Raw genomic sequence first — 12,507 nt, 5'->3', positions numbered from 1 at the left:
CGGGTGCGGGCCCGCCCGTCGACCGCCCGTCGCCTGCGCCGCCCGGCCATCGGCGTGGCGAGCGCCGGCGTGGCGGCGGGCGGCCTGCCGAGGCGACGAGACAGACGCAGCGGGCATCAGCGAAAGCCCCGGCCCGACGGCCGCCCCGCGCCGCCTCGACGCCTCCGCCGGCATGTCGGGCAAGGCGCGATCCGCCATCCTTGCACTCCCCGCCAGGGGGGCGAGATCTCCGTGCCACAGGCATCGGGCAGGACTGCCTGCCTCACCGGCACGAGCCGGCCCGCAGCGGGCCGTGCCACCAGCCGATGGAGAGTATCGTGAAGGTCCTGTATCGCATCCTGTCGCAATCTGCCTTTTCCGCCGGGATCGATGTGCCGCTCGGCGCGGTGGACATCGGGGAATGGCTGCTTTCCCTGCCCGAGGCCGAATACCTGCGCTGCTGCCCGCCCGACCATATCGCCGCCGGCGTGACCAGCACCGACGACGGAAGGCGCATGACGATCAATGTCGAGATGACCGGCACCGGGCTCGTGGTGCAGCATTACGCGGCCGAGGAGGTGGGCCCGGCCTATCTGCGGATGAACTCGATCTCCGACGTGTTCACCGCCGCCGGCCGCACCAGCGTGAACGTGGTCTGGGAGCTGACCGCTCGGCCCGCGCCTCAGCCCCGGCGCAGCCAGATCTGGTCGACGCCGATATGGGTGGCGAGCCGGTAGCCGGCGCGCTCCATCAGCGCGTCGATGGCCGGGCTCGCCTCGTTCACCTCGATGCTCCAGGCGGTGATCTCGAAGCGCTCGAAGGGAAAGGCCGCGAGCACCGCCTCCTCGCCGCCTTCGATGTCGATGGAGAGGTAGTCGATGCGGCGCAGCCCGGCCTCGTCGAGGATGGCGGCGAGCGGGCGGGTGGGCACGCGGATCACCTCCGCGCGGGTGCGGCTGTCGGCCTCGATGGCGGCGCGGGCCTGCGCGCCCATGGTCTCGACCAGCCCGCCCATCTGCAGGTAGCCGCGGCGGATGTCGAGGAAATCGGCCTCGCCCTCCGCCGCCGCCACCGCGAGGTTGAGGCAGGGGCTCGCGCGGTTGCGCTGCACCTCGGCATGCAGGTGCGGGGCCGCCTCCACCAGCAGGCCGCTCCAGCCGCGGAAGGCCTCGAAGAAGGCGGTGTTCGAGCCGGTGATGCCGTCATAGGCGCCCACCTCGACGAAGACGCCGCCGCGCTTGCGCCGGAACACCGCGCGGTCGAGGAACTCGTCCTGCCCGGCCTGGCTGAAATAGGGCCGGTCGCGCCCCAGCATCTGCCACAGCGCCCAGCGTTCCTGCGCCAGCCGGCCGCGCTGCGGGCTGTCGGGCATCTGGCGCACCGCGGCGCGCAGCCGGCGCTCGGCCTCGGCGATCACCTCGCGGGCGCGGGCCAGTTCCTCGGTGATGTCGCTCATTCCTCGGCTCCTTTCGCGCGGGAGCGGGGCCGCCCGCCCGCGCGGGCCCTTGCTCCGGGCGCGGCGGCGGTGCAATGTCCCGGCTCATGACGACCCAGCTCGATTTCAACACCATGCGGGAGATTTTCGCCCGCTTCCACGCCCGCGAGCCCGAACCCCGCGGGGAGCTGGACCATGTGAACGCCTACACGCTGCTCGTGGCCGTCGCCCTCTCGGCACAGGCCACGGACAAGGGCGTGAACCGCGCCACCAAGGCGCTGTTCGAAGTGGCCGATGCGCCGGCGAAGATGCTCGCCCTCGGCGAGGAGGGGCTCACCGAGCACATCAGGACCATCGGTCTCTACCGTAACAAGGCCAAGAACGTCATCAAGCTCTCGCGTATCCTGGAAGAGCAGTACGGCGGCGAGGTGCCCTCCTCGCGCGCCGCGCTGCAGGCCCTGCCCGGCGTGGGGCGCAAGACCGCGAACGTGGTGCTCAACATGTGGTTCCGCCAGCCGGCCCAGGCGGTGGACACGCATATCTTCCGGGTGGGCAACCGCACCGGCATAGCGCCGGGAAAGAACGTCGACGTGGTCGAGCGCGCCATCGAGGACAACGTGCCGGCCGAGTTCCAGCTCCACGCCCATCACTGGCTGATCCTGCACGGGCGCTACACCTGCACGGCCCGCGCCCCGCGCTGCAGCCTGTGCCTCATCAACGATCTCTGCACATTCGAGGAAAAAACCGCATGAAATCCCATCAGGTCACCGGAATCGGCAATGCGCTCGTGGATGTCATCGCCCCGGTGCAGGACGCGTTCCTCGCCGAGCACGGGGTGGAGAAGGGCATCATGACCCTGATCGACCGCCCGCGCGCCGCCGAGCTCTATGGCCACATGGGCCCGGCGACCGAGATCTCCGGCGGCTCCGGCGCCAACACCATCGCCGGCCTCGCCGCGCTGGGCGACCGCACCGCCTACGTGGGCAAGGTGAAGGACGACCAGCTCGGCGCCATCTTCGCCCATGACCTGCGCGCCCAGGGCGCCACCTACGACACCCCGCTCGCCCCCGCCGACCACGAGGCCGAGACCGGGCGCTGCATGGTGATGGTCTCGCCCGACGGCGAGCGCTCGATGAACACCTATCTCGGCGTGTCCGAGTTTCTCGCTCCCTCGGACATCGACGAGGCGCTGATGGCCGGCTCCGAGTGGCTCTACCTCGAGGGCTACCGTTTCGACGGGCCGGAGAGCCACCAGGCCTTCGCCAGGGCGATCTCGGCCTGCAAGAGCGCGGGCGGGCGCGCCTCGGTCACCCTGTCGGACCCGTTCTGCGTCGACCGCCACCGCGACGCCTTCCTGAAGATGATCCGCGAGGACCTCGACCTGCTGTTTGCCAACGAGCACGAGCTGATGTCGCTCTACAAGGCGCCCACGCTCTCCGCGGCGCTGGAGGCGGCGCGGGCCGATTGCGCGCTGGTGGCCTGCACGGTGGGCGAGCGCGGTGCGATCATCCTGCACGGGCAGGACACGATCGAGGTGCCGGCCACCGCCACCAAGGTGCTCGACGCCACCGGGGCGGGCGACCTCTTCGCCGCCGGCTTCTTCCACGGGCTGGTGAGCGGGCGCGACCTCGCGGCCTGCGGGCGCATGGGCTGCATCGCGGCCGGCGAGATCATCTCGCATTACGGCGCGCGGCCCGAGGCCGACCTGAAGGCGCTGTTCTCCGCCGCGGGCCTCTGAGCGCGAGGGCCCGGGAGATGTGCGGACGCTTCACCCATCACCTCTCCTGGGCCGAGATCCACCGGCTCTACAACCTCACCGCCGAGGCCGACCGGGCCCGCAACACCGCGCCGCGCTACAACATCTCCCCCACCGAGGACGTGCTCTTCGTGCGGGCGGGGGAGGAGGAGGACGGCGAGGTGCTCGACGAGGGCCGCTGGTGGCTCGTCCCGCCCTGGGCGAAGGAGGTGCCGAAATACCCGATGTTCAACGCCCGTGCCGAGACGGCGGCCACCAAGCCCGCCTTCCGCGAGGCGTTCCGCACCGGGCGCTGCCTGATCCCCGCCGACGGCTATTTCGAGTGGACGAAGGGCGAGGACGGCGGGCGTGACCCCTGGTACCTGCACCTGCCCGGCGGGCGGCCCTTCTCCTTCGCCGGGCTCTGGGCGCGCAACGAGCGGCTGGGGCTGACGAGCTGCACCATCCTCACCGCGCCCTCGGTGGCGCCGATCGACCGGCTGCACCACCGCATGCCGGTGATCCTCGCGCCTGATGCCTATACGGAATGGCTCTCCTCCGACACCGGCGCCGAGGCGGCCTCGGCCCTGCTCGCCCGGCATCTCGACGGCGAGCTCGCCTTCCACCGGGTGAGCCGCCGGGTGAATGCCACGCGCTACGAGGGTGCCGACGCCATCGCGCCCCTCGACGAGGCGGCAGAGCAAACGCCGGACCCCGAGGAGAAACTCCCGCCGCGTCAGGGCGACCTCTTCGGCTGAGCCCCCGTTCATTCCGCCTGCCGTGGCCGCGCAAGGCGGTGGCGGCCGGGCGTCCCCGCCTCCCCCGGGCGGGTCCTCCGCTCCGATCGCCGCGCGCCGAGGCAGCGCCTCGGGGGGCATCGAGCCCCCCTCGGCGCTGGCCGGCCCCCGGGGGGCCGGCGGGACCGTCGCCCTCCGGCGGATCAGGCCGGCGTCGGTGGGGCCGGTGATGGCGGTGGCCATCGGCCGGGGCTCGAATCCGTCCTCCGGCTGCGCGGGAGCCGATGTCACCCGCCCGGGACGGTTCGCTCTCCTTCGCCGGGGGCGCTGCAGCCGCGCGGCACGCGCGGCCCGGCCCAAACCGCAGGAGACGCGCCCGCAGGGCGGGTCGACGGAGGGCGGGAGCCCCCCGGACCGCGGCCGGCTGGCGGGCGCCGGCGAGAGCCTCCGGTCCGTGCGCCTGCCCTGCGTCGCGCCCGCGCGGCCGGTGATATGCAACGACCACGGCGGGTCTCTCGCGGCGGGCCCCTGCAGCGAGCAGCTTCCACCCGGGGCAAGCGGAGCCGGTGCATCTCCTTCCGGGCCCGATGCCGGGACGTGGGGGCTGAACGGGATCCTGCCGCTCGCTGCCGGCAGCCCGGCCCCGGCCGCGTGCGGGCCGATGCCGGGTGCATCGCGCCCTGCCGCCGCCCGATCGCAGGATCCGGGTGGCCCGGCGGGCCCTCGCCGGTCTAGGCCCCGGGGCACAGGCAAACAGAGGAGAGTGCCATGTCCTTCCGCATCACCGGTCTCGCGCCGGACCCGTTCCTGCCGCTCTACGGGCTCGACCCCGAGACGCTCGCCGCCCGCGGCATCCGCCGGATGACCGCCGGTGCCGCGCCCGAGTTTCCCGACCGCATCGAGATGCGCCATGCCCGCGAAGGCGAGACGGTGCTGCTGCTCAACCATGTCTCGCAGCCTGCCGCCTCGCCCTACCGCGCCACCCACGCGATCTTCGTGATCGAGGGCGCGACCGAGCGCTACGACCGCAGCGGCGAGGTGCCCGAGGTGATGCGCCCGCGCCTGCTCTCCCTGCGCGGCTTCGACGCCGAGGGCCTGATGCGCGACGCCGACGTGGTGGAGGGTGCGGAGGTGGAAGGGCTCATCGAGCGGCTCTTCGCCGACCCGCAGATCACCGAGATCCATGCGCATTATGCCCGGCGGGGGTGCTTCTCGGGGCGCATCACCCGGGCCTGACCGGCGGCCCTCCCCCCCGCCCCGCGGCCCGGGGGAGGGCCCTCGCGCGGTCGTCCTGCCACGCGCGGGCGGCAGGCGCGGGATGCCCCGGGACCCCGTCGCGACCGGTGACCGCGCCCGGCCGGCCGGGGCCCGCGCCGATCCCGCGGGGGCCGACCCCCCGCCGGGGGCGCGTGATCCCGCCGGGGCCGGCCCCGTGTGGCGGGCTCAGGCGGGGCGGGGGAGCGCGCCCTCTCGTGGCGGGCGCACGAAATGCGCCGCCGCCAGCAGCCCCACCCCCGCCACCGGCAGGCAGGCGATGAAGATCACCGAGGAAACCCGCCGCGCCGTCTCCGGCTCCATCACCGTATCGAGGCCGAAGGCATTCGCCACGATGCCGACATAGGCGGCGCCCACCGCGTAGCCCATGCGCTGCACGGTGGGGAAGGCGGCGGCGATGCGCTCCAGCTCGCCCGGGGCCGCCAGCGCCTTCGCCCGGCGCAGGATGAAGGTCCAGGCCATGCCGAAGCCGCCGCCCTTGAGCACCGCGCAGGCGGTGATCAGCCAGATCGGCCCGGTGGGCATCACCACCGCCGAGCCGGCCACGCTGAGCGTGATCAGCGCCATGCCGGCGAGGATCAGCTTCGCGTCATGCCGCTCGGCCGCGCCGGAGACCAGCACGGCCATCACCGTCCAGGACACGGAGCCGGCGGCGATCACGTAGCCCGCCAGCAGCGCCGGCGTGCCGTGGATCTGCGCCATCAGCAGCGGGCCGAAGATGTTCATGGTGATGGTGGCGGCGGAGAAGCAGAAGATCATCACCAGCGCCGCGCCCGCCGGCCGGCGGATGTTCACCGGGCCGGCCGGCAGCAGCCGCCCCGCCCCGGAGCGCCCGTCGATCACCAGGAACAGCGCGAGGCAGCCGAGCCCGGCCAGCACCAGGAGCGGCGTGCGCAGCGCGGTCACCTCGATGCCGGCATAGGCGATGAACACCACGCCGGCGGCGAGGCAGGCCAGCCTGCGCACCGGGACCCGGCCCGCGGCCCGCGCCGCCTGCCGGTCGGGCCCCGACATGTCGGAGGAGCGCAGCAGGATCCAGGCGGTGAGCGCCACCGCCTTCACCATGAACAGCACGAAGCCGCCGCGCCAGCTGCCGAGCTCCACGAAAGCCCCGCCGATCAGCGGGCCGAGGAAGGCCGAGACACCCCAGAGCGTGGAGATCGCCGCCATGGCCCGCGCGGTGAGATGGGTCGGGAACACCCGCGTCGCGGTCACGAAGGAGAGCGCCACCAGCCCGCCGCCGCCCAGCCCCTGCAGCAGCCGCCCGGCAAGCATCACCCACATCTCGGGCGCCGCCGCCGAGAGCGCGCAGCCCAGGGCGTAGAGCGCCGCATGCGCGGCCATCGGCAGGCGCACCCCGTGGCGCAGCGAGAGCAGTCCGCTCATCGCGCCCGCCACGATCGAGCCCACCTCGTAGAGCGCCGATGTCCAGGAGATCAGCCGCGTGCCGCCGATATCGGCGACGATCGAGGGCATCATCGTGGAGACCAGCAGGCTGTCGGCCGCGTGCAGCCACACCCCGAGGCACACCAGCAGCAGGCTCGGCGCGTAGCGGGCGGTGAGCAGCTCGCGCCAGCGGCCGGTACCGCCGGGCCGCGGCGCGGGTGAGGTGGGGTCCACGGGGGGAGGCCTTCTATATTACAAAGATATCACTTTGAATAATGGCCCGGGCGGCGCGATGTCAATGCCGCCGCGCGCGGCCCGAAGCCGCCATCCGCGCGCATTCCTCCGCCACCGCAAGTTGCTTCCTCCCCCGGCGCGCCGGCTGCCCGGATCGCTGCTTCCCATCCCCCTTGCCCGGGCGACCAGCCCGGGCCGCGCCCGACCCTCCCCCCGGGAGGGCGCGTTGGCGTTGCCCCGCGCCGCACAGCCCTCGTCCGGGGCTTTCGGGATGAACCGCTGACCACCAGCGGAGGTGCGCCCACCCGGGGTCGGGCGCGGCCCTCCGTTCCCGGCTTGGAGCGGAGACAAGACCTGCCAAGGGGCACCCGCACTTCCCGGTCCGGGACCGGCAGCGGCCCGGCCCGGGCCGTCTGCCACGCGCGCCGGGGTGCGGGGGCCGGCAGGCCCCCTCGGCCTGGCGCGCGTTCCCCCCTCGGACGAGGGACGAACGAGGCCGCTCCGCGCGAGCGTCGGGCGCTCCCCCTCAGGGCAGGGCGGTGTGACGCCCGGTCGAAAGGCTCCCGGGTGGTGCGGCGCCGAAAAACCGCGTAGCATCGCGGTCATTCCACCGAAATTCCCGAGCATACCCCACGAGGACATTTGCATGACACTTCTGACCAGGGCCGAAGAGATATCCGATGTCGCCTTCGGGTTCATGGGCTCGAAAGCCCTCTTCGCGGCACTTCATCACGGAGTATTCACCGTGCTCTCCGGCGGCAGCCTCACGGCCGAGGAGACCGGCGCCGCGACCGGCCTGCACCCGGAGCGCGCGCGCACCCTGCTCACCGCTCTGGCCGCCCTGGGCCTCGTCTCGGTGGAAGGGGCGCGCTTCGCCAATTCCCCTGCCGCCGAGGCCTTCCTGGTGAAGGGCGCGAAATACGATTTCGGCGATTACCTGCGCCTGCAGGTGGACCGGCAGATGTACCCGCTGCTCGACCAGATCGAGCAGGCACTCGACAATTCCCTGCCCGAGGAGGCCACCGCCTCCTACGCGGACTGGTTCTCCGACCCCGAGGAAGCCCGGCTCTACTCGGCCAGCCAGCATTCCGGCTCGCTCGGGCCGGCGCGCAGCCTCGCGCGCAACGTCGACCTCTCCGAGGCGCGGCGGCTGCTCGACGTGGGCGGCGGCACCGGCGCCTTCGCCATCACCCTGTGCCAGGCCTGGCCGGAGCTGGAGGTGACCATCGTCGACTTCCCCAACGTGGCCGCGCTGGGCACTGCCTACGTGAAGCAGGCCGGGCTCGGTGACCGCATCCACTACGCGCCGGGCGATGCGCTGCAGGCCGACTGGCCGGAGGAACAGGACGCCATCCTGATGTCCTACCTCTTCTCCGGCGTGCCGGGGGAGGCGCATGACGCGCTGCTCTCCCGCGCCTACGACCACCTCGCCCCCGGCGGCCGGGTGATGATCCACGATTTCGTGGTGAACGCCGACCGCACCGGCCCGAAGCTCGCCGCCCTCTGGCAGCTCCAGCACACCGCCTTCACCCCCGAGGCCCGCTCGCTCGACGATGCCTGGCTCGACGCGGCGCTGGGCAATGCCGGTTTCGCCGAGGCGAGCGTGGCGCCGATGATCCCCGGCATGACCATGCTGGCCCAGGGCGTGCGCCCCGACTGAGGCCCGCCTGCCACCCGCCGCAGCGGCCGCGGCGGCGGGGAGGGTCGAGAAAAATATCGCACACGATTAAATCGCAGGCTTGACGTGCGGAGGTCGAAGTCCTAATTGAATCGCACACGATACAATCGGACACGATTTTCAACAGGAGCCACGACCATGACCCGTACCATTCTCAAGGCCGGCGCTGCCGCTCTCGCCCTCACCGCCGGTGCTGCCAAGGCCGATCCGGTGCTCTACCCGGATGCCGCCGCCTTCGTCGCCGCCACCTCGCAGGGCGCGCCGATCTACACCCTCACCCCGGAGGAGGCGCGCGAGGTGCTGCGCGGCGCCCAGTCCGGCCCGGTCGATGCGCCGGAGGTCGCGGTGGAGGACCGCACGCTGCCCGTCGGCCCCACCGGCGAGACGAAGATCCGCGTGCTGCGCCCCGAGGGGCTGGGCGAGGACGCCCCGGCGGTGGTCTATTTCCACGGCGCGGGCTGGGTGATGGGCGACACGCTCACCCATGACCGGCTGGTGCGCGAGATCGCGGCCGGCGCCGGTGCGGTGGTGATCTTCGTCGACTACGAGCGCTCGCCCGAGGCCCGCTACCCGGTCGCCATCGAGCAGGACTACGCGGTGACCCGCTACGTGGCCGAGCACGGCGCGGAGTTCGGCATCGACCCCGCGCGCATCGCCATCGCCGGCGACAGCGTGGGCGGCAACATGACCGCGGTGGTGAGCCTGCTCGCCAAGGAGCGCGGCACGCCGCGGATCGCCGCCCAGCTGCTGTTCTACCCGGTGACCGACGCGGGCCTCGACACGCCGTCCTACGACGCGTTCGCCGAGGGCCCCTGGCTCACCCGCACCGCGATGGAATGGTTCTGGGACCAGTACCTGCCCGACGCCGACGCGCGCGAGGACATCCACGTCTCGCCGCTGAACGCGACGCCGGAGCAGCTCGCCGGCCTGCCGCCGGCGCTGGTGATCACCTCGGCCAACGACGTGCTGCGCGACGAGGGCGAGGCCTATGCGGCCAAGCTCATCGAGGCCGGCGTGCCGACCGTGCAGACCCGCTACGCCGGCACGATCCACGACTTCGTGATGCTCAACGCGCTCGCCGATCTCCCGGGCACCCGCGCCGCGATCGCCCAGGCCAACGGCTTCCTGCGCGAGCACCTCGCCGCCGAGTGACGGCCGGCCCCGGCCCGCACCCCTGACAGACCGGGCCGCGCTCCCCCTCCGGAGCGCGGCCCGGCCCCCGTTCCCCCCCCCGAAACGCCGCCCCGGACCCTGCGCGCGCCGAGCCAGATCACGGAGCCGCCCCGGGGCGCCGCACGACCGCTCCCCCCGGGGCGGTCCCTGTCGGACCAGGACCCGACACGCTCGCTGCCGCACTCGCGCCGCCTCGCTTGCGGCACGCACCGCGGCTCCGGCCGCCTGCCGGCCATACTGCCTGAGGCGCCCCCGACACATCGGCCCCTCGAGGGCGCTGGCAGAGCCGACAAGGCGCCGGCCCCGCCCCGCGTGCCCTCGCCGCGACACTCGCGTCACCGCCCGCCACCGCGCCGGTCTGCCCTTGCACGGCCGCCAGAATCACCGACTGTCTCCCTGTCTCCCTGTCTCCCTGTCTCCCTGTCTCCCTGTCTCCCTGTCTCCCTGTCTCCCTGTCTCCCTGTCTCCCTGTCTCCCTGTCTCCCTGTCTCCCTGTCTCCCTGTCTCCCCGTCTCCCCCGGGCAGGCCGGCGCCGTGCGGCTACCCGTCCCGGCTTGCGCGCGGGCTGTCCGATCGCGACGGCCCTCCGGGCAGTGGGCAGTGGGCAGTGGGCAGTGGGCAGTGGGCAGTGGGCAGTGGGCAGTGGGCAGTGGGCAGTGGGCAGTGGGCAGTGGGCAGTGGGCAGTGGGCAGTGGGCAGTGGGCCGGACCACCCGGCCCGCCGCCGGGCTGCACCGGGCGAAGCGCCTGTTCCGCTCCCCGACGCCTTTGCCCGCCCGCCGGATGCGCAGCATCCGGCCCGGCCCAAAGAGGCGGTCACCGACAGGTGGGCGCATCACGGGAGAGCCCCGGCCGACAGGCCCCCCGCGTGCGGAAGCGGAGCCCTCCCGCCCTCCGTCGACGCGCCCTGCGGGCACGTCTCCTGCGGTTTGGGCCGGGCCGCGCCTGTGGCGCGGCGGGCGTGCGGGGCCCGGCCACGCGCCCGGACTGTCGCGGCGGCCCGAGTGTTGCCGGGTGCAGCTCCAGGTGGGGCCGCCCGAACGCCTTGCAGCGCCTTCCCGCCGCGCTCCGAGGTCGCAGGGCCGCGCGACCGGCGCGGGAAGGGCCAATGCCCGGCGGCGCCGCGTTTCAACGGCCGGTGCCGCGTCTTGCCCGGGCCCGGGCGTCCGCGGCGCTACCCTCGGCGAATTTTCGCATACGAAAGACACGAAATCTCGCACGCGCCGGGTTGCCTCTCCGGCCGATCGCGCCGACTGTCCTGCAAGGCCCCCGGCGCCCGGCGGCCTTCACCCGACCGAGACATCCCGCGCGCCCGCCCCGGGGGCCGCACCGCATGGAAAGACCTGCCGCCGATGGACCTCAACCTGCTCAGCGCCAGACGGCTCCTGGAGGGCTATGCCCGGGCCGAATTCACCCCCGTCGACGTGGCCCGCGCCTGCCTCGCGCGCATCGAGGCCACGCAGGGCGCGCTGAATGCCTTCTGCCTCATCGACAGCCCCCGGACCCTGGCCGAGGCCGGGGCCCCCGCCGCGCGCTGGGCCACCGGCGCGCCGCAGGGGCCGCTCGACGGCGTGCCGGTCTCGATCAAGGACCTGATCGACGTTGCCGGCTGGCCCACGCTCTCGGGCAGCAACGCCACTTCGCCGGAAACCCACACTGCTGCACGCGACGCGGCCCAGGTGGCCCGGCTGCGCGCGGCGGGGGCGGTGATCCTCGGCAAGACCACCACCACCGAGTTCGGCCACAAGGGCGTCTCCGACAGCCCGCGCACCGGGGCCACGCGCAATCCCTGGAACCTCGCGCTCACCACCGGCGGCTCGAGCTGCGGGGCCGGGGCGGCGGCGGCGGCCGGGCTCGGGCCGCTGCACCTGGGCAATGACGGCGGCGGCTCGGTGCGCATCCCCGCCTCCTTCTGCGGGGTGATCGGGGTGAAGCCGGGCGCCGGCACGCTGGTGACCGACCGCGCCGGCATCACCGGCCCGCTCGTCGCCTCCGGCCCGCTCACCCGCCACGCCGGGGACGCGGCGCTGCTGCTCGACGTCATCGCCCACCGCGGCCCGGTGGAGGCGGACGGTACGCTGCTCTCCGGCCCCGGACTCGCCCCGGGCGCCTTCTCCGACGGCCTCGCCCTCGGCGCCTCGGGCCTGCGCATCGGCTGGCTGCCCACCCTCTCCGGCGCGCCGGTGGAGGCGGAGACGGCTGCGCTCGTCAGGGCCGGTCTCGAAGTGCTCTGCTCCCTCGGCGCGGAGGCGGAGGAGACCGCGCTCGACCTGCCGCGGGCCGAGGAGGCCTACATCACCATCCTCTCCGCCGGCACCGCGCTCTTCGTGAACGAGATGTCGCCGGGCCAGCGCGCGCTGATGGAGCCCGCGCTGATGGAGCTGGTGCGCGTGGGCATGGCGGTGACGGCGGCGGAGTACGCCCATGCCTACCACCGGCTGCGCGGCGGCTGCATCGCCAGCCTGCGCGCGCTCTTCACCCGCTACGATCTGCTGGTGCTGCCCACGATGCCGGCGCCCGCCTTCCCGCTGTTCCACGACTACCCCGGCCCGCAGGACCGCGGCTGGCGCGCCGACTGGACGCCCTTCACCTTCCCCTTCAACCTCGCCGGCCTGCCGGCGGCCTCGCTGCCCTGCGGCCTCACCGGAGCGGGCCTGCCGGTCGGGATGCAGGTGGTGGCGCCCTGGGGGCATGAGGCGCGGCTGATGGGTGCCGTCGCCGCCTTCTGCGCCGCCGCCCCCGCCGCGGCTCCGCCCGACTTCATCACCCCCGAAGGCGGCAATGCCGACGGGTTCCGTGCCCGCGCCGAGGCCCTCTGACCGCACGCCCGACCTGCCGAGCGACCGGGGGGCCGGCGCATCCGACACGCTGCCGAA

At 73.6% G+C, this 12,507-nt stretch carries 10 protein-coding genes; 8 read left to right on the top strand and 2 right to left on the bottom strand.

The features are described from left to right. The first annotated feature begins 317 nt into the window (after positions 1-317). Positions 318-716, top strand: coding sequence for a hypothetical protein (locus D3P35_RS14190; RefSeq protein ID WP_198670620.1), 399 nt, complete (start codon positions 318-320; stop codon positions 714-716). Here D3P35_RS14190 and D3P35_RS14185 read toward each other — a convergent pair. Next, positions 662-1,435 (bottom strand): FkbM family methyltransferase, encoded by a 774-nt coding sequence (locus D3P35_RS14185; protein WP_118135393.1) that lies wholly within the window; start codon positions 1,433-1,435, stop codon positions 662-664. The genes D3P35_RS14190 and D3P35_RS14185 overlap by 55 nt on opposite strands. 86 nt (positions 1,436-1,521) lie before the next feature. Here D3P35_RS14185 and nth point away from each other — a divergent pair, with 86 nt between their 5' ends. From nth to D3P35_RS14165, 4 genes are all read left to right on the top strand, one after another. Next, positions 1,522-2,166, top strand: coding sequence for an endonuclease III (gene nth / locus D3P35_RS14180; protein ID WP_118135424.1), 645 nt, complete (start codon positions 1,522-1,524; stop codon positions 2,164-2,166). Further along, positions 2,163-3,152 carry an adenosine kinase gene (locus tag D3P35_RS14175; protein ID WP_118135392.1) on the top strand — a complete coding sequence of 330 codons (990 nt, stop codon included), beginning with the start codon at positions 2,163-2,165 and terminating at the stop codon, positions 3,150-3,152. The genes nth and D3P35_RS14175 overlap by 4 nt, the downstream gene beginning before the upstream one ends. A gap of 17 nt (positions 3,153-3,169) precedes the next feature. Continuing rightward, positions 3,170-3,907, top strand: a complete 738-nt coding sequence (locus D3P35_RS14170; protein ID WP_118135391.1) for an SOS response-associated peptidase — start codon at positions 3,170-3,172, stop codon at positions 3,905-3,907. 747 nt (positions 3,908-4,654) lie between these two features. Then, entirely contained in the window at positions 4,655-5,122 is a 468-nt protein-coding gene (locus D3P35_RS14165) for a DUF1203 domain-containing protein (protein ID WP_118135390.1), read from the top strand. Between the two features lie 207 nt (positions 5,123-5,329). Here D3P35_RS14165 and D3P35_RS14155 read toward each other — a convergent pair whose 3' ends face one another. Beyond that, positions 5,330-6,781: an MFS transporter gene (locus tag D3P35_RS14155; protein WP_118135388.1), complete on the bottom strand. Its 1,452-nt coding sequence runs from the start codon at positions 6,779-6,781 to the stop codon at positions 5,330-5,332. Between the two features lie 646 nt (positions 6,782-7,427). Between D3P35_RS14155 and D3P35_RS14150 the strand changes: the two genes are divergently transcribed. The 3 genes from D3P35_RS14150 to D3P35_RS14135 all read left to right on the top strand — a co-directional run bounded on the left by D3P35_RS14150 (position 7,428) and on the right by D3P35_RS14135 (position 12,450). Next, entirely contained in the window at positions 7,428-8,441 is a 1,014-nt protein-coding gene (locus D3P35_RS14150) for a methyltransferase (protein ID WP_118135387.1), read from the top strand. 156 nt (positions 8,442-8,597) lie between these two features. Then, the gene (locus tag D3P35_RS14145; RefSeq protein ID WP_118135386.1) at positions 8,598-9,611 is read left to right on the top strand and encodes an alpha/beta hydrolase; all 1,014 of its coding nucleotides are present in this window, start codon (positions 8,598-8,600) and stop codon (positions 9,609-9,611) included. A 1,372-nt stretch (positions 9,612-10,983) separates the two neighbouring features. Then, positions 10,984-12,450, top strand: coding sequence for an amidase family protein (locus D3P35_RS14135; protein WP_157982153.1), 1,467 nt, complete (start codon positions 10,984-10,986; stop codon positions 12,448-12,450). Positions 12,451-12,507: the final 57 nt, after the last annotated feature.

It is taken from the genome of Oceanicella sp. SM1341 (assembly GCF_003448965.1).
Lineage (GTDB): Bacteria > Pseudomonadota > Alphaproteobacteria > Rhodobacterales > Rhodobacteraceae > Paroceanicella.
Note: the sequence above shows the minus strand (reverse complement) of the source record. Positions and strands in the feature narration are given on the sequence as shown.